The sequence below is a fragment of the Cereibacter sp. Soil_C_27 genome (assembly GCF_057657095.1).
Genome location: NZ_JBDGJD010000004.1, coordinates 124,154 through 141,347, shown reverse-complemented (window position 1 = coordinate 141,347; position 17,194 = coordinate 124,154). Strand labels below are relative to the sequence as shown.

The window sequence follows — 17,194 nt, the reverse complement described above, 5'->3', positions numbered from 1 at the left end:
GGCGCCCCACCCATAGCAAGCTCAGGGTTTCGGCGCGATAGCCGAAAGGCCCTTCAGGATATCGACCGCATAGGCCAGCTGATAATCCTCGTCACGCAGCTTGGCGGCTTCTTCGGCCTGGGCGCGCTCTTCCTCGGCCTGCTTCTTCTCGTCCTCGGTCATCGAGTCGTTCGACAGCACGCCGCGCAGATCGGCTTCCGAGCGCGAGGTGGCGATGCTCGGCGTTTCGGTCTCCTCCTCGGCGGGCTTGGCGGCGGGCTGCTGCACCACGATGTCGGGCGCCACGCCCAGGGCCTGGATTGAGCGGCCCGAGGGCGTGTAGTAGCGCGCCGTGGTCAGGCGCATCGCGCCCTCGCCGCGCAGCGGGATCACGGTCTGGACCGAGCCCTTGCCGAAGCTCTTGGTGCCGACGACGATGGCGCGGCGGTGGTCCTGCAACGCGCCCGCCACGATCTCCGAGGCCGAGGCCGAGCCGCCGTTGATCAGCACGACCATCGGCTTGCCGCCGGTGAGGTCGCCCGCGGTGGCGTTGAACCGCTCGCCGTCGCTGGCCTCGCGCCCGCGGGTCGAGACGATCTCGCCCTTGTCCAGGAAGGCGTCGGAGACCTGGATCGCCTGGGTCAGCAGACCGCCCGGGTTGTTGCGCAGGTCGAGCACGACGCCCGAGACCTTGTCGGCACCGCCGGCTTCCTCGATCGATTTCTTCAGCCCCTCTTCAAGGCCCGAGAAGGTCTGGTCGTTGAAGGTGGTCAGGCGGACGACGACGGTGTTGCCGACCACGCGGCTGCGCGCGGCGACCAGCTTGATCGTGTCGCGGATGATCGAGACGTCGAAGGGCTCTGCCCGGCCCTCGCGCACCACGGTGATCAGGATCTCCGACCCGACCGGGCCGCGCATCATCTCCACCGCCTGATCCAGCGTCAGGCCCAGAACCGACTCGCCGTTCACATGGGTGATGAAGTCGCCGGCCTCGATCCCGGCGGCATCGGCGGGGGTGTCGTCCATCGGCGAGACGACCTTCACGAAGCCCTCTTCCTGCGTCACCTCGATGCCCAGACCGCCGAACTCGCCGCGGGTCTGCACCTGCATGTCGTCGAAGTCCTTCGGCGCCAGATAGCTCGAATGCGGGTCGAGCGAGGTCAGCATGCCGTTGATCGCCGCCTCGATCAGCTTCGTCGTGTCCACTTCCTCGACATACTGGCCGCGGATGCGCTCGAAGATGTCGCCGAACAGGTCGAGCTGCTCGTAGACCGACGTCTGTTTCGTGGCCTCCTGCGCGACCAGCGGCCCGGCGATCTGGGTCGTCAGAAGCACGCCTGCGACCGTGCCGCCCAGAGCGGCCATCACGAATTTCCTCATTGCCGTCTCATTCTCCGCTTGCCGCGAACCATTCCGCCGGATCGACCGGCTCGGTTCCTTGCCTGAGTTCCATATAAAGCGTTTCCGTATCCCGCGCGCCACCGCCATCTTGGGCCGAGACGAGAAACTCCGCGACGCCCGGCTCGCCCCCGCCCATCAGGCCGAGCGGCGTTCCGGCGGAAACCACTTCGCCCACCTCACCATAGACGGTCTGCATCCCGGCAAGCACCAACAGATAGCCGCCACCGGGCTCAAGGATCATCACATTTCCGTAGTCGAGCAGCGGCCCGCGATAGCGGATCGTCCCCGGCCAGGGCGCCGTGACCAGCGCGCGGGGCCGCGTCGCCAGCACCATGCCGGGGCGCCGCACCCCCGCCGCGTCCGACTCGTTGGCCTGCCGCAGCACCGTGCTCAGCACCGGGAAGGGCAGCGTGCCCTTGGCGGCGGTGAAATCCGGCCCGTCGGCGCCGATGTCGATGCTCAGCCCGTTGGCGAAGGCGTCGAGCGTGTCGGCGCTCTCGACGAGGCCCTTCAGCACCTCCGGGTTCTCGATGAAGCGGCGCGGCAGCGGCGTGCGGTCCGAGATCGCCTGCGACAGCGCGGTGCGCGCCTGTTGCGCCGCCTCCAGCCCCGCCGCCAGCGTGGTGCCCGCCGAGGCCTGCAAGGCGCGCAGGTCGCGCAGCTCCTGCAGATCGGTGCGCAGTTTCTCCGCCTCGGCCTGCAGCGCTGGGGTCACATCGGCGAGCATCATGCCCGAGCGCGCGGTGCCCAGCGGCCCCGAAGGATGCATCAGCAGCAAGGGCCCCGGGCGCGGGTCGAGCCGCGACAGCACGCCCAGAAGCTGCGACACCCGTTCGCGCTTGGCCTCGAACTGCAGCGCCAGCGTCGCCTCGCGGATCGAGGCCTGCCGCAGGTTCTCGCGCAGCACGCCCAAGCCTTGCTCGTAGGCCTGGATCGTCCGGGTCAGCGAGGATACCCGGTCGCGTGCGGTTTCCGCCTGCTGCAGCTCGGCCACCGCCGTCTGCAGCTCCGCCGCTGCCTGCGCCGCCTGCTCGGCCACCGTCGCCGCCGAGGCGGGCGCGGCCAGGAGCAGCGCGAGGGCCAGCGGACGGATCATGCGGTGATGAGGCTCACGCCGGTCATCTCCGAAGGCTGGGGCAGCTGCATCAGCTGCAGCAGCGTCGGCGCCAGATCGGCCAGCCGCCCGTCGCGCAGCTTCGCCCCCTCCGGCCCGCCGACAAGGATCACCGGCACGAGGTTCGTGGTATGCGCGGTATGCGGCTCGCCCGTCACCGGATCGACCATCGTCTCGCAATTGCCGTGGTCGGCGGTGACGATCATCGCCCCGCCCGCCTTCTCCAGCGCCGCCAGCGCCAGCCCCAGCCCCTCGTCTACCGCCTCGCAGGCGGCGATGGCCGCCGAGAGGATGCCGGTATGGCCCACCATGTCGGGATTGGCGAAGTTCACCACGATCAGGTCGTAGCCATGCTCGATGGCCGCCACCAGCTGCCCGGCCACCTCGGGCTCCGACATCTCGGGCTGCAGGTCGTAGGTCGCGACCTTGGGCGATTTCGCCATGTAGCGGTCCTCGCCGGCCTCGGGAGCCTCGCGCCCGCCGTTCAGGAAGAAGGTCACATGCGGATATTTCTCGGTCTCGGCCAGCCGGAACTGGCTGCGGCCCTGCTTGGCCACCCATTCGCCCAGCGTGTTCTCGATCACCTGCTTGGGATAGGCGGTGGACATGAAGCCGTCATGCGTCTTGGAATAATCCACCATCCCGAGGAAGGCCGCCCAATCAGGCCGCTTGCCCGTGTCATAGGCGTCGAACCCCGGCTGGGCCAGCGCCGCGAGGATCTCGCGCGCGCGGTCGGCGCGGAAGTTCAGGCAGAAGAACCCGTCGCCGTCCCTGGCGCCTTGGTAGCCATTCACCACCGTCGGCGCGATGAACTCGTCGGTCTCGGCCCGCTCCATCGCGGCGCCCACCGCCTCCGGCCCGCTGTCCGCCCGCTCGCCCTTCGCATGCAGAATGGCGTCCGTCGCGCGCTGCACCCGGTCCCAGCGATTGTCGCGGTCCATCGCCCAGTAGCGCCCGATCACCGTGCCGATGCTGACCCCCGGCGGCAGCCCCTCGACCAGCTGCGCCAGATAGCCCGGCGCCGAGGAGGGCGGCACGTCGCGCCCGTCGGTGATCGCATGGATCACCACCGGCACACCCGCCGCCGCCACGACCCGCGCGGCGGTCAGCAGATGCAGGATATGCCCATGCACACCGCCGTCCGAGGCGACCCCCATCAGATGCGCCGTCCCGCCGCTGGCCTTCAGCGCGGCGATGAAGCCGAGCAGCGCCTTGTTCTGCGCGAAGGTGCCGTCCTCGATGGCCAGATCGATCGCGCCCAGATCCATCGCCACCACCCGGCCCGCGCCGATATTGGTGTGGCCCACTTCCGAATTGCCCATCTGCCCGCGCGGCAGCCCGACATCCGGCCCGTGGGTGATGAGCGTCGCATGCGGGCAGCCCGCCATGATCCGGTCGAAATTCGGCGTGTTCGCCAAGGCGGGCGCATTCGCCTCCCGCTCCGCGCGCAGCCCCCAGCCATCGAGAATGCAGAGGACGACGGGTTTCGGTGCGCTCATTGCAGGGGCCTTTCGCTGATCTGACGCCGTTCTACGCCGCCCGCACCTGATCGGCAACGGTGGCGGTCAAGCGCCCGCCCTCCTGCCCGGTGATCGTGGCCCGCACGATCTGCCCCTCCGGCTGGTCGGCGTCGAAGCTCACCTCGGTGAACTGCCCCGTCCGCCCCATCCGCGCCGATTCCATCAGCACCTCATGCTGCGCGCCCCGCTGCGCCGCCAGATGCCGCGCCAGCGCCGCATCCCCCGCCGCACGCAGCCGCGCCGCCCGCTCGCGGATCACCGGACCGGCCAGCTGCGGCATCCGCGCGGCCGGCGTGCCCTTGCGCGGCGAGAAGGGGAAGACATGCAGGAAGGTCAGCCCGCAGTCCTCGACCAGCTTCAGCGAGTTTGCGAACATCTCTTCGGTTTCGGTCGGAAAGCCCGCGATGATATCCGCGCCGAACACCATGTCGGGCCGCAGCCTGCGCGCCTCCTCGGTGAAGCGGATCGCGTCGTCGCGCAGATGCCGCCGCTTCATCCGCTTCAAGATCATGTCGTCGCCCGCCTGCAGGCTGAGGTGCAGATGCGGCATCAGCCGGGGCTCGCTCGCGATGGCCCCCATCAGCGCCTCATCCACCTCGATCGAATCGATCGAGGAAATCCTGAGCCGCGCCAGATCCGGCACCAGCCGCAAGATGCGCATCACCAGATCGCCCAGACGCGGCGTCGCCGGCAGGTCGGCGCCCCAGGAGGTCAGATCGACCCCGGTCAGCACCACCTCGTGAAAGCCCTTGTCCACCAGCCGCCGGATCTGCTCCACCACCACCCCGGCGGGCACCGAGCGCGAGTTGCCCCGCCCGTAGGGGATGATGCAGAAGGTGCAGCGATGGTCGCAGCCGTTCTGCACCTGAACATAGGCCCGGTGCCGCCCGAAGCCGTCGATCAGATGCCCGGCGGTCTCCTTCACCGACAGGATGTCATCGACCTGCACCCGCTCGGTCTGGCCGATGAGGTCGGGCGCGGCCATCGCAGCCCAGGTCCCTGCCTGCATCTTTTCCGTGTTGCCGATCACCCGGTCCACCTCGGCCATGGCCGAGAAGGTCGCGGGCTCGGTCTGCGCGGCGCAGCCGGTGACGATCAGCGTCGCCTCGGGGTTCTCGCGGCGCAGGCGGCGGATCTCCTGCTTGGCCTTGCGCACCGCCTCCGCCGTCACTGCGCAGGTGTTCACCACCACCGCATTCTCGATCCCGGCGGCGGCGGACAGCTCCTTCATCGCCTCGGTCTCATAGGCGTTCAGCCGGCAGCCCAGCGTGGCGAAGATCGGCGCGCTCATGCGTGGGCCTCCAGATAGGCGGGCGAGAGCCAGCCGTCGAAGACATGCGCCACCGGCCCGGTCAGCCAGACGCCATCCTCGCGCCAGTCGACCTCCAGCACGCCGCCGTCCATCTCCAGCACCACCTGCCGCCCGGTCAGCCCGCGCAGGTTGGCCGCCACCGCCGTCGCACAGGCGCCCGAGCCGCAGGCCAGCGTGATCCCCGCGCCCCGCTCCCAGACCCTCAGCCGCAGCCGGTCCGGGCCGGTCTGGCTGGCGAACTCGACATTGGTGCGCTCGGGGAACAGCGGGTCATGTTCCATTCCCGGGCCTTCGGCGGCCAGCGCCACCGCCTCGGCATCCGGCACGAAGCGGATGCAATGCGGGTTGCCCATGCCGACGGCCACCGGCTCGCCCGCCAGCGGCAGGCGCAGCGTGTCCACCTCCTGCGCCAGCGGCACCTCGCGCCAGTCAAGCTGCGGCTGCCCCATGTTCACGCTCACCAGCCCGTCGGCCCGGCGCACCGCGCGCAGCAGACCCCGCGCCGTCACCAGCGTCACCGCATCGCGGCCCAGTCCGCGCATCACGTGATCGCAGACGCAGCGGGTGGCATTGCCGCAGGCCCCGGCGCGCGATCCGTCGGCGTTCCAGAAATCCAGCGCGAAATCGGCCTCAGCCGAATCGCGGATCTCGGCCAGCTGGTCGAATCCCACGCCGCGGTTGCGGTCTCCCAGCGCACGCGCCAGCGCAGCCGTCGTCACCGCCCCGCGCCCGCGCGAGTCGATCACCACGAAGTCATTGCCCGCCCCATGCATCTTCATGAAGCCGAGCCCGTCGGAGGCGCGCATATCCATCATGGCGCGGCATATACGCTCCGCGCAGGGTTTTTGCCAGAGCCGTCAAGATTTCTGCGCTTTGCCACTTGACCCCCTGCCGATCCCCACTTAGGAAGCGGCCCTGTCGAGACGGAATGACTGGCCGGGACACCGCGCCACGATAAGCTGTTTCGGTGCTGAGGCTCCGGCCTCGGGATGGTGAGGGCGGGTAGCTCAGTGGTAGAGCAGCTGACTTTTAATCAGCGGGTCGCGGGTTCGATACCCGCCCCGCTCACCAATCCCCCGAACATCTCCTGACATCGCAGACCAAGCGCATGCCGCTGTCATGAACTTGCCATACTGACACGATTTCCGCTGGCCTTCCGCCCCGCTTTCGGCTTTTTCGCATCCGAGCCCGGACAGACGAGAAGGACGCGGCGTGACTGTGCAAGACCGTGCTCCCGTCGGCCGCTGGGTGGCCTTCCGCCATCGCGGCTATCCCGCCTACTGGACCGCCCTCTTACTCGTAGGCTTCGCCGTGCAGATCCAGACCGTCGCCATCGGCTGGCAGGTCTACGACCTCACCCGCGACCCGTTCGATCTGGGGCTGGTCGGCCTGTCGCAATTCGCGCCCGCCCTGCTGCTGGTGCTCGTCACCGGGGCCGCCGCAGACCGATTCTCGCGCCGGGGCATCATGTGCGCCTGCCTGGTGGTCGAATCCTGCGTCGCCGCGGGCCTCCTCACCTACGCCGCTACGCTCGACGCAACCTCGCCCACATGGCCGATCTTCGCACTGATTCTGGTCTTCGGCACCGGGCGGGCCTTCTACAACCCCGCCCGCCAATCGCTCGCGCCCAATCTCGTGCCGCCCGAGCATCTCTCCAACGCCATCCTCGCCAATTCCACCGCCAATCAGGCGGCGACGATCTGCGGGCCGGTGGTGGGCGGGCTGCTCTACGGGCTCTCGCCGGGCTTGCCCTATGCGGTGACGCTGGTGCTGCTGCTGACCGCCGCCGCGCTGGTGCTGACCATCCCGCGCCAGCCGCGCCAGATCGCCGTGGCGGGGGCAAAGACATGGGAGACGCTGAGCGCGGGCTTCCGCTACATCTGGGCCTCGAAGCCAGTGCTGGGGGCGATCTCGCTCGACCTCTTCGCGGTGCTTCTGGGCGGGGCGATGGCGATGCTGCCGGTCTATGCCCGCGACGTGCTGGAGATCGGGCCGACCGGCCTCGGCCTGCTGCGCTCGGCCCCGGCGGTGGGGGCGATTGGTGTCGGCTTCTGGCTGATGGCCCATCCGATCCGCCGGAACGCGGGGCTCATCATGTTTCTCTCGGTGGCGGCCTTCGGGTTCTTCACCCTCGTCTTCGCCCTCTCCACCACGCTCTGGCTTTCGGCGCTGGCGCTGTTGATGACAGGGGCCTTCGACATGGTCAGCGTCAACCTGCGCAGCGTGCTGATCCAGCTCTGGACGCCGGATGCGCTGCGGGGGCGGGTGAACTCGGTCAATCAGGTGTTCATCGGCGCCTCGAACGAGCTCGGCGCCTTCCGGGCCGGCACGATGGCCACGCTCATCGGCCCGGTGGCCGCCGTGGCGCTCGGCGGCGCCGCCACGCTGGCTGTCGCGGCCCTGTGGGCGCGGCTCTTTCCCGACCTGCGCCGGGTGCAGCGGCTCGACTGAGCCCGAAAGCGAACGGCCTGCCCGAAGGCAGGCCGCTCAAAGTCAGATCGCCCGGTCGCCCGCGGCGTCGCGCACCCGCGTCGGCAGGCCCATCTCGCCCAGCAGCCGCAGGAACGGCTTCGGGTCCAGCTCCTCGACATTGACCATCCGCGCCACGTCCCACTCGCCCTGCGCGATCAGCACCGCCGCCGCCACCGGGGGCACGCCCGCGGTATAGCTGATCCCCTGCGCGCCGGTTTCGGCATAGGCTTCCTCGTGATCGGCCACGTTGTAGACGAAGACCTCCGCCGGGGCGCCGTCCTTGGTGCCGCGGACGAAATCGCCGATGCAGGTCTTGCCCTTGTAGTCCGGCGCCAGCGAGGACGGGTCGGGCAGCACGGCCTTCACCACCTTCAGCGGAATCACTTCCAGCCCTTCGGCCGTCACCACCGGCTTCTCCGACAGCAGCCCGAGGTTCTTCAGCACGGTGAAGACGTTGATGTAGTGATCGCCGAAGCCCATCCAGAAGCGCACATCGGCGTCGGGATAGTTGGCCGAGAGCGAATGCACCTCGTCATGCCCGGTTAGATAGGCCTTCTGCTTGCCCACCACCGGCAGGTCGAACTCCTGCCCGACCTCGAACATGCTGTTCTCCTGCCAAGCGCCCTTCTGCCACGAATAGACCGTGCCGGTGAATTCGCGGAAGTTGATCTCCGGGTCGAAGTTGGTCGAGAACCAGCGCCCGTGCGAGCCCGCGTTGATGTCGACGATGTCGATGCTCGTCACCGTGTCGAGATAGTCGTCCGCCGCCAGCCGCGCATAGGCGTTCACCACGCCCGGATCGAAGCCGACCCCGAGGATCGCCGTCACGCCCTTTTCGGCGCAACGCTCGCGGCGGCGCCATTCGTAGTTGCCATACCACGGCGGCGTCTCGCAGATCTTCGCCGGATCCTCGTGGATCGCGGTGTCGAGATAGGCGGCGCCCGTGTCCAGACAGGCTTCCAGCACCGTCATGTTGACGAAGGACGACCCGACGTTGATGACGATCTCGGCCCCGGTGTGGCGGATCAGCTGGGCCACGGCGCCGGTGTCCATCGCATCGACGGCATGGGCCTTGAACAGGCCGGGCGCCTTCATCGAGCCCTTTTCCTCGACGGAGGCAAGGATCGCCTCGCATTTCGACAGGGTGCGCGAGGCGATATGCAGGTCGCCCAGCACATCGTTGGCCTGCGCGCATTTATGCGCCACCACCTGAGCGACGCCACCGGCACCGATGATCAACACGTTCTTCTTCACTTCGGACCGTCTCCTTTAAGGACAGAGGGAAGCGCCTCAGCCGAGGCTGGAGGCATAATCGGCATAGCCGAACTCACGCGCGACGCGCAGCGAACCATCGGTTCCACGCAGAACGATGCTCGGCATCTTCACCCCGTTGAACCAGTTTTTCTTGACCATCGTGTAGCCCGCCGCATCCGAAATGGACAGGCGGTCGCCGACCTTCAATGGTTCCTCGAAGCGAAACTCGCCGAAGATGTCCCCGGCGAGGCAGGACTTGCCGCAGATCATGAAGCTGTGGTCGCCCCGGTCCGGCTCGATCCGCGCCGACTGGCGATAGATCAGCAGGTCCAGCATATGCGCCTCGACCGAGCTGTCGACGATCGCCAGCTGCTTGCCATTGTCCAGAATGTCGAGCACCGTCACCTCGAGCGAGGCCGAACGGGTGATTGCCGCTTCGCCCGGCTCCAGATAGACCTGCACGCCGAAACGCTCGGAAAATCCTTTCAGCCGCGCCGCCAGCTTCTCCAGCGGATAGCCTTCGCCGGTGAAATGGATGCCGCCGCCGAGGCTCACCCAGTCCAGCCGCTCCAGCACCGCGCCGAAGCGGGTCTCGATCTCGGCCAGCTGCCGGTCGAACAGGTCGAAATCGGCGTTCTCGCAGTTGTAATGGATCATCACGCCGCTGATCCGGTCCAGCACGCCGGCGATCTTCTCGGCATCCCACTCGCCCAGACGGCTGAAGGGCCGCGCCGGGTCCGCCAGATCGAAGCCCGAGGTCGAGATGCCGGGGTTCAGCCGCAGACCGCAGGAAATGCCTTCGGCGCGACCCGCGAACCGCTCCAGCTGGCCGATGGAGTTGAAGATGATCTTGTCGGCATAGCCCACCGCCTCGTCGATCTCGTCATCGCCCCAAGCGACGGAATAGGCGTGGGTCTCCTTGCCGAACTTCTCGCGGCCCAGCCGCAGCTCGTAGAGCGAGGAGGAGGTGGTGCCGTCCATATGCTCGCGCATCGCGTCGAAGGCGGGCCAGGTGGCAAAGCACTTCAGCGCCAGCAGCGCCTTGGCCCCCGACAGGCGGCGCAGCTCGGCCACCTTCTGCATGTTGTGCAGGAGGCTGGCCTCGTCGATCAGGTAGTAGGGCGTCTGGATCATCGCGGCCTCCCGGTCAGGCGAAAGGGAAAGCAGCGCGTATAAGGCCACACCCCCTCAGGTGCAAGCCTTGTGGCCGCGGCGCGTGACAGCGGCATGACAGCCGCGAATAGGGTTAACGCCCGCAGGCCGGATTTTCGTCTGCACGCCCCGTGCATCGGATGTGCATCGGTTGCACGGGGCCAAACTCAAGCGTCGCCAAGTGCTTAACCCCCGTTCGTCGCCTTTCGTCAGACCATGCGGATCACGTCCTTGCCAACCGCCAGCATGTAGCCGCGCCGGGCGATGGTCTTGACCAGAAGTTCGCTGACCATCTGGTTGCCAAGGGCGTCGCGCAACCGCTTCACCCGCGTCGCCCCCGCCGCCTCGTCGCAATCGGCAGCGTCGCGGCCCGAGATCATGCCCTCGATCTGCGCCCCGTTCAGCACCTCGTCATCCATCCGCGCCTCGGCCAGAACGCTCAGCGTCTCGATGGCGGCCTCGGTCAGCGAGAACTCCATGTCGTTGATGTAGACCGCCCGGCTCTCGCGCGAGATCATCAGCGAGGCGACCTGGATCCCCGACCGCTGGATCGCCGACATCCGCCGGTTCAGCGCGATGATCGTCACCAGCAGCACCAGCGCGGCGATCAGCAATGCTGCCGAGAACACCAGCAGCACGAAGATCACCATGCGGTAGCTCGCCAGCACATCCGAGAAGGAAGTGCCTGATTGCGCGAGGATTTCCAGCAACCTGATCTCGGTGCCCGATCGCAGCGCGTCGTTCTCGATGAAGATCCGCTCCACCCGCGCGTTGAAGGCGTCGGCGTCGGGCAGGTTGAGGAACAGGAACACGGCCGTCGCGGCGAGGATCAGCACGATGGCCGCGATCCCCCCCGTCACCACCCGGTTGCCGGCCCTCAGCGCCTCAGTAGCGGAGGAAGTAGTCTCCGGCACTTGCTTTCCTTTCTTCCAGACCCTCGGGGCCGAATGTGGACAGGACGTTCAACAGCGTCCAGCCTCCGCGATCCAGCCTCCGCGACAAAACCTGCGTGGCGGCCTTTCGGTTGCACGCCTTGTCGGGAACTTTTGCCACGCCATAATGCAGCCGCAAGGGGCGGTCCTGCTTGGCCTTGTAATCCGCGTAGCAGGCAGCCTCCGCCGGGGCGGCCAAGGCAACCCCCAGCGCGAGTGCCGCCAGCAAGGCAGGAAGTTTCATCGACTGCTCCTGTTGTTCTGATTTCCCCGCATACTGCGCATCTGGGGATGGATATTCAATAACATAAGGGGTTTGACGCAGCTGTTATCGCATAGCAGGGGGCCGATATTGCCTGACCCGCAGCCTTGGGCCGACGGTCGCCGCACCCCGGTGCGCCCTCCCCCTCCCGCCCCACACCGGGCAAGCAAGGAGCCCCGCCATGACGCCCCTCAGACGCCTCACCGCGACACTGGCCGCCGCCGCCACCGCCTTCGCCGCGATGACTGCCGCCGCCGTTCCCGCCCGCTCGGCCGAGCCCGAAGACATCGCCAAGGCGCTCGCCGCCCTCGCCGCCGTCGCGGTCATCGCCCATCAGGTGAAGAAGAACCGCGAGGACGATGACGACGACGACAAGGACGAAGACCGCCGCGACTCGCACCACTGGGACGAGGACCGCAGGCCCGATGACCGCCGGACCGACCGCTGGGACGACGGGCGCTGGAACGACGACCGCTGGAACAACGGGCGCTGGAACGACGGCCGCTGGAACGGGCGCCCGCATCCCGGGCGTCCGCAGCAGGAGAGCCGCGCGCCGGTGCTGCCTTCGGCCTGCGCCTACCGGATCGACAGCGCCGGGCGCGACTCGGTGATCTACCCCGAAAGCTGCCTGCGCAAGGAGGGGTTCAGCCACCGCCTGCCGCGCGACTGCGCGCAAGAGGTCCGCAGCCGGGGCCAGATCGAGCGCTTCTACCCGGCCCGCTGTCTGGCCGAAGCCGGCTTCCGCCTGCAGCCCGACCATGGCCGGGGCAACCGCTACGGCCATTCCCGCGGCTACGGCTCCTGAGGTTCCGGGCGCGCCCCCCCGGGCGCTCGGTGGGGGGCGGAAGGCCGAGCAGCTTTCGCCCCCCGATTTTCCCCCGGGCCTTTTCCTGCCGCGGCAGCAGCGGTATTGCTGGCCCATGCAACCGACCTTCCCAGATTTCAGCCACGAGACCGAAGCCCTGCAGAGCGGCTTCACCTGCGTGATCGGCGTGGACGAGGTGGGGCGCGGCCCGCTCGCCGGTCCCGTCACCGCTGCCGCCGTCCGCCTGACGCCGGGGCGCATTCCGAAAGGGCTCGACGACAGCAAGAAGCTGACCGCCGCCCGCCGCGCCGAGCTCTGCCAGGAGATCCATGCCCTGGCGGAAGTCTCGGTGGCCCATGCCTCGGTCGAGGAGATCGACAGCCTGAACATCCTGCGTGCCAGCCATCTGGCCATGGCCCGCGCCATTGCCGGCCTGCCCGTCCGCTGCGATTTCGCGCTGATCGACGGCCACATGATCCCCGCCGGTCTGCCGCACAAGTGCAGGGCGATCGTGCGTGGCGACTCCCTCTCGCTGTCGATCGCGGCGGCCTCGATCGTGGCCAAGGTGACGCGCGATGCGCTCATGGTGGATTTGGAGCAACAGCATCCGGGCTACGGCTGGTGCCGCAATGCGGGCTACCCCACCAAGGACCATCTCGCGGCGCTCCTAAATCTTGGTGTGACCCCTCACCATAGGCGTTCGTTCCGGCCCGTCCACAATATCTTGTATCAAGAGGTTTTGCTAACCCCTTGATTCAATAAAGAATTTGACGGCGATTCGCCAATGACTCATCCTGCCTTCACATAAAACGGCGCAAAGCCGGGGGCAGAGGCAGACATGGCGACGAAGACAAGAGAACCGGAGGCGGCGACGCTTCCGCTGAACGAAATACTTGCGGGCGACTGCATCGAGGTGATGAACAGCCTGCCCGCGGGCAGCGTTGATCTCATCTTTGCCGACCCGCCCTACAACCTGCAACTCAGAGGCGATCTGCACCGGCCCGACAACTCGCTGGTCGGCGCGGTCAACGACCACTGGGACCAGTTCTCCAGCTTCGCCGTCTACGACAAGTTCACCCGCGAATGGCTCGCGGCGGCGCGCCGCCTGCTTAAGCCGAATGGCGCGATCTGGGTGATCGGCAGCTATCACAACATCTTCCGCGTCGGCGCGGCACTGCAGGATCAGGGCTTCTGGATCCTGAACGACGTGGTCTGGCGCAAGTCGAACCCGATGCCGAACTTCAAGGGCAAGCGGCTGACCAACGCCCACGAGACGCTGATCTGGGCCTCGAAGGAAGAGGCCAGCAAATACACCTTCAACTACGAGGCGCTGAAGGCGCTGAACGAGGGTGTGCAGATGCGGTCGGACTGGGTGCTGCCGATCTGCACCGGGCACGAGCGGATCAAGGACGAGGCCGGCGACAAGGCGCATCCGACGCAGAAGCCGGAAAGCCTGCTGCACCGGGTGATCGTCGCCACCACCAATCCGGGGGATGTGGTGCTCGACCCGTTCTTCGGCACCGGCACCACCGGCGCCGTCGCCAAGATGCTGGGCCGCGACTTCATCGGCATCGAGCGCGAGGAGGCCTACCGCAAGGTCGCCGCCGAGCGCATGACCCGCGTCCGCCGCTATGACGCGACCGCGCTGGAGGTCACCGGCTCCAAGCGGGCCGAGCCGCGCGTGCCCTTTGGGCAGGTGGTGGAGCGCGGCATGCTGCGCCCGGGCGAGGAGCTGTTCTCGATCGGCAACCGCCACAAGGCCAAGGTCCGTGCCGACGGCACGCTGATCGGCAATGACGTGAAAGGCTCGATCCACCAGGTCGGCGCCGCGCTGGAAGGCGCGCCAAGCTGCAACGGCTGGACCTACTGGCACTTCAAGCGCGAGGGCAAGATGATCCCGATCGACATCCTGCGCCAGCAGATCCGCGCCGAGATGGAAGACGGCCGCCCGCACTGAGGCGGGCGCGCCACCGGGAAGATACCCGAGATTTCAGTTTCCGCCGGTGCCGCAGCCTGCCGCGGCACCCACTTCCCTCGCCGTGCCTGCACGGCGGGGTCTTTTGGCTTCTGCGGAGTTTGTCAGCAGGCGCCCGCCGGCATCGGGTTCTGCGCCTTGTTGTAGGTCTGCCAGTCCGTGATGTCGGGATAGTATCTCGCCCGCCAGGCCTGCACCCGCGGGTTCATCTTCTTGCGCCAGAGCCGCGGCACCAGCGCCACGGCGGCCATCATCGGATAGCCGTAGGGCAGCTGCGGCGCCTGATCCTCGCCATAGGTCTGCAGCAGCGGAAAGCGCCGGTCCGGCTTGAAATGGTGGTCGGAATGGCGCTGCAGGTTGATCAGCAGCCAGTTCGACGCGCGATGCGCCGAATTCCAGCTGTGATGCGGCATGACCGGCTCGTACTTGCCCTCGCCCAGATGGCGGCGGGTCAGGCCGTAATGTTCGACGTAATTGGTCAGCTCCAGCTGCCAGATCGCGACCACGGCCTGCCAGACCAGCAGAAGCGCGCCCTGCGCCCCGCCGATCCAGATCGCCAGCGCCAGCATGGCGACCTGCAGCGCGGCATAGACCCAGAACGGGTTCGAAGCCGACCACGGCTTGCGCCCGGCACGGGTCAGCATCGCCACCTCGGCCTGCCAGGCCGAACGCGGGCAGTCCAGCAGCACGCGCTTGAGGTAGCGGTGGAAATTCTCGTTGTAGCGCGCCGTCACCGCATCGCGCGGCGTGCCGACATGGACGTGATGCACCCGCAGATGCTCGGTGCGGAAATGGCTGTAGAACACCATCGCCAGCAGGAGGTCTCCCAGCCAGCGCTCCAGCCGGTTCTTCTGGTGCAGCAGCTCATGCGCATGCACGATGCCGACGATGCCCGAGACGACGCCGACACCGAAAAAGAGGCCGATCTTCTCGAGCGGCGCGAGATGCGGGGCGCGGGTGACGTACCAGATCAGGCCGAAGATCAGGCAGAACTGGACCGGCGCCCAGATCATCGTGATGGCGCGATACCAGAAGAGATCCTTCTCTTCGGTCGCTGGGTCCTCGTTTCTGGTGTTCAGGCCGATGGCGAGATCGAGGATATCGAACAAGCCCCAGGCGAAGAGGGGCAGCAGCAGGACCGTCCAGCCGCCATAGGCGGCTCCGATCATGGCGAGAGGCACCGTCAGCAGCGACAGCGCGAACGGCAGGGCGTGGGTCAGCCTTGCGATATCGGGCGGGGAACCGGAGGTGCCGACGTCGGGAGAGGATACCATGTGAACACTCCACACTAACACGACTACGAGTCGCGCAGGCTAGAGCACCGGGGGCTTGGCTTCACCATGACCAATCGACGCTGCGACTTCCCAGACCTTGCGCATCACGGTGGGCAGGTCGGCCGGGCGGAAGCCCGCGCGCGGCAGGAAGGTGCCGCGCTGGGGGCGGGCGTCGGGCGGCACCTTGGCCACGAGCACGGTCAGCCTCAGGTGGAAATGGGTGAAGGTGTGGCGCACCTCGGTCCCGCCGGGCTGCCAGTCGGCGGCGAGCGGCGGGGCGGCATCGGTCTTGCCGCGATCCCAGTCGGTGCCGGGAAAGCCGAGCATCCCGCCCAGAAGCCCCTTCTCGGGCCGCGTCTCCAGCAGCACCGCGCCATCCTCGCGCAAGCAGACCCAGACCGTGCCCTCGCGCACCGGCTTTTCCGCCTTGGGTGAGCGCCGCGGCAGGTCGGCCTGCACCCCCGCCGCGCGCGCCTCGCAAAGCGCATACCAGGGGCAGATGCCGCAGGCAGGCTTGCGCGGCGTGCAGATCGTGGCGCCGAGGTCCATCACCGCCTGCGCATAATCGCCGGGACGCTCGGCGGGCGTCAGCGTCTCGGCCAGTCGGGTGAGCTCGGGCTTGGCGGCGGGCAGAGGGGTTTCCGCGCGGAACATCCGCGCCATGACCCGCTCCACATTGCCGTCGACCACGGTCGCCGCCTCGTCGAAGGCGATCGCCGCCACGGCGGAGGCGGTGTAGGGCCCGACCCCCGGCAGGGTCAGCAGCCCCTCGCGCGTTTCGGGAAAGCGCCCGCCATGTTCGGCCACCACCGCCCGCGCGCCCTTCAGCAGGTTGCGGGCCCGGGCGTAGTAGCCAAGCCCCGCCCATTCGGCCATGACCTCGGCATCCTCGGCGGCGGCCAGCGCCGCGACATCGGGCCATCGCGCGGTGAAGCGGTGGAAGTAGTCGCGCACCGCCGCCACCGTGGTCTGCTGCAGCATCACCTCCGACAGCCAGACCCGGTAGGGATCGGGCCGCACCCCCGCGGCGCGCTCGGCGGGCGGCACGCGCCACGGCATCGACCGCGCGTGACGATCGTACCAGCCGAGCAGCACCGCGCTCGGCCCGCTATCCTTCATGTCACGCAATCTTTATGCTCCCCGTGGTCGCAGGATGCTGGCGCCCCGCGCCCCGTCGCATAGAATAGGTCCAGTTGCAGGAATGAACAGATGACCCGTGCCCCGGCCCCCCCGTCTGCCAAGCCGACCCGCCGGATGCGCGGGTTCGAGCCGGCGTCGGGCCTTCTGAAGGACCGCATCCGCGTGGTGGGCGAGAAGCGCGGCTTCGCTGTGACGCGGCTCCTGACGCAATGGGCCGATATCGTCGGCGAAGACCTCGCCCGGATCACCCGCCCGGTGAAGGTGGGCTATGGGCGCGAGGGCTTCGGCGCCACGCTGACCGTGCTGGTCGCCTCGGCGCAGGCGCCGATGGTGCAGATGCAGCTGCCCAAGATCCGCGACCGGGTGAATGCGGTCTACGGCTATGCCGCCATCGCCCGCATCACCCTGACCCAGACGGCTCCCACCGGCTTCGCCGAAGGGCAGGCCCAGTTCGATCCGGCTCCCCCCGCGCCCAAGCCGCTGGACCCCGCGGTTCAGGCCAAGGCCCATGCGGCGGCGGATGGGGCCAAGGACGAGGGGCTGCGTGCAGCCCTTGAAACCCTCGCGCAAAACTTCTTATCTCGCGCAAAGACACAATGAGG

16 protein-coding genes and 1 tRNA gene are annotated in these 17,194 nt (G+C 68.0%); 6 read left to right on the top strand and 11 right to left on the bottom strand.

Annotation, left to right across the window (positions count from 1 at the left end; genetic code table 11):
• Positions 1-21: 21 nt before the first annotated feature.
• From AC3A5Z_RS15525 to dapF, 5 genes are read right to left on the bottom strand one after another with little or no spacing between them, the layout of a single operon-like run.
• Positions 22-1,359, bottom strand: a complete 1,338-nt coding sequence (locus AC3A5Z_RS15525; RefSeq protein ID WP_487520243.1) for a S41 family peptidase — start codon at positions 1,357-1,359, stop codon at positions 22-24.
• Between the two features lie 7 nt (positions 1,360-1,366).
• A complete protein-coding gene (locus AC3A5Z_RS15520; RefSeq protein ID WP_487520242.1) occupies positions 1,367-2,476 on the bottom strand; it encodes a murein hydrolase activator EnvC family protein in 1,110 nt (369 codons plus the stop codon).
• Positions 2,473-3,993: a 2,3-bisphosphoglycerate-independent phosphoglycerate mutase gene (gpmI, locus tag AC3A5Z_RS15515; RefSeq protein ID WP_487520241.1), complete on the bottom strand. Its 1,521-nt coding sequence runs from the start codon at positions 3,991-3,993 to the stop codon at positions 2,473-2,475. Before gpmI ends, AC3A5Z_RS15520 begins: the two co-directional genes overlap by 4 nt.
• 31 nt (positions 3,994-4,024) lie before the next feature.
• Positions 4,025-5,305, bottom strand: a complete 1,281-nt coding sequence (gene mtaB / locus AC3A5Z_RS15510; protein ID WP_107662827.1) for a tRNA (N(6)-L-threonylcarbamoyladenosine(37)-C(2))-methylthiotransferase MtaB — start codon at positions 5,303-5,305, stop codon at positions 4,025-4,027.
• Positions 5,302-6,141 (bottom strand): diaminopimelate epimerase, encoded by an 840-nt coding sequence (gene dapF / locus AC3A5Z_RS15505; RefSeq protein WP_487520240.1) that lies wholly within the window; start codon positions 6,139-6,141, stop codon positions 5,302-5,304. The genes mtaB and dapF overlap by 4 nt, the downstream gene beginning before the upstream one ends.
• Before the next feature lie 181 nt (positions 6,142-6,322).
• Here dapF and AC3A5Z_RS15500 point away from each other — a divergent pair.
• Both AC3A5Z_RS15500 and AC3A5Z_RS15495 read left to right on the top strand, forming a co-directional pair.
• A tRNA-Lys gene (locus tag AC3A5Z_RS15500) sits at positions 6,323-6,397 on the top strand.
• 141 nt (positions 6,398-6,538) lie between these two features.
• Positions 6,539-7,777, top strand: coding sequence for an MFS transporter (locus AC3A5Z_RS15495; RefSeq protein WP_487520239.1), 1,239 nt, complete (start codon positions 6,539-6,541; stop codon positions 7,775-7,777).
• Between the two features lie 42 nt (positions 7,778-7,819).
• Here AC3A5Z_RS15495 and AC3A5Z_RS15490 read toward each other — a convergent pair whose 3' ends face one another.
• The 4 genes from AC3A5Z_RS15490 to AC3A5Z_RS15475 all read right to left on the bottom strand — a co-directional run bounded on the left by AC3A5Z_RS15490 (position 7,820) and on the right by AC3A5Z_RS15475 (position 11,380).
• Positions 7,820-9,052 carry a saccharopine dehydrogenase family protein gene (locus AC3A5Z_RS15490; RefSeq protein WP_487520238.1) on the bottom strand — a complete coding sequence of 411 codons (1,233 nt, stop codon included), beginning with the start codon at positions 9,050-9,052 and terminating at the stop codon, positions 7,820-7,822.
• Between the two features lie 36 nt (positions 9,053-9,088).
• Complete coding sequence (locus AC3A5Z_RS15485; RefSeq protein WP_487520237.1) at positions 9,089-10,186, bottom strand: carboxynorspermidine decarboxylase; 1,098 nt, start codon at positions 10,184-10,186, stop codon at positions 9,089-9,091.
• 227 nt (positions 10,187-10,413) lie between these two features.
• A complete protein-coding gene (locus AC3A5Z_RS15480; protein ID WP_487520236.1) occupies positions 10,414-11,118 on the bottom strand; it encodes a winged helix-turn-helix domain-containing protein in 705 nt (234 codons plus the stop codon).
• The gene (locus tag AC3A5Z_RS15475) at positions 11,090-11,380 is read right to left on the bottom strand and encodes a hypothetical protein (RefSeq protein ID WP_487520235.1); all 291 of its coding nucleotides are present in this window, start codon (positions 11,378-11,380) and stop codon (positions 11,090-11,092) included. The genes AC3A5Z_RS15480 and AC3A5Z_RS15475 overlap by 29 nt, the downstream gene beginning before the upstream one ends.
• A gap of 199 nt (positions 11,381-11,579) precedes the next feature.
• Here AC3A5Z_RS15475 and AC3A5Z_RS15470 point away from each other — a divergent pair, with 199 nt between their 5' ends.
• The 3 genes from AC3A5Z_RS15470 to AC3A5Z_RS15460 all read left to right on the top strand — a co-directional run bounded on the left by AC3A5Z_RS15470 (position 11,580) and on the right by AC3A5Z_RS15460 (position 14,160).
• Complete coding sequence (locus AC3A5Z_RS15470; RefSeq protein WP_487520234.1) at positions 11,580-12,203, top strand: hypothetical protein; 624 nt, start codon at positions 11,580-11,582, stop codon at positions 12,201-12,203.
• Between the two features lie 115 nt (positions 12,204-12,318).
• Positions 12,319-12,957, top strand: coding sequence for a ribonuclease HII (rnhB, locus tag AC3A5Z_RS15465; RefSeq protein ID WP_487520233.1), 639 nt, complete (start codon positions 12,319-12,321; stop codon positions 12,955-12,957).
• An 84-nt stretch (positions 12,958-13,041) separates the two neighbouring features.
• Positions 13,042-14,160: a site-specific DNA-methyltransferase gene (locus AC3A5Z_RS15460; protein ID WP_107662818.1), complete on the top strand. Its 1,119-nt coding sequence runs from the start codon at positions 13,042-13,044 to the stop codon at positions 14,158-14,160.
• 122 nt (positions 14,161-14,282) lie between these two features.
• Here AC3A5Z_RS15460 and AC3A5Z_RS15455 read toward each other — a convergent pair whose 3' ends face one another.
• Positions 14,283-15,452, bottom strand: coding sequence for an alkane 1-monooxygenase (locus tag AC3A5Z_RS15455; protein ID WP_487520232.1), 1,170 nt, complete (start codon positions 15,450-15,452; stop codon positions 14,283-14,285).
• 39 nt (positions 15,453-15,491) lie between these two features.
• Complete coding sequence (gene mutY / locus AC3A5Z_RS15450; protein ID WP_487520231.1) at positions 15,492-16,571, bottom strand: A/G-specific adenine glycosylase; 1,080 nt, start codon at positions 16,569-16,571, stop codon at positions 15,492-15,494.
• 90 nt (positions 16,572-16,661) lie between these two features.
• Here mutY and AC3A5Z_RS15445 point away from each other — a divergent pair, with 90 nt between their 5' ends.
• The gene (locus tag AC3A5Z_RS15445) at positions 16,662-17,192 is read left to right on the top strand and encodes a DUF721 domain-containing protein (protein ID WP_487520230.1); all 531 of its coding nucleotides are present in this window, start codon (positions 16,662-16,664) and stop codon (positions 17,190-17,192) included.
• The last annotated feature ends 2 nt before the right edge of the window (positions 17,193-17,194 follow it).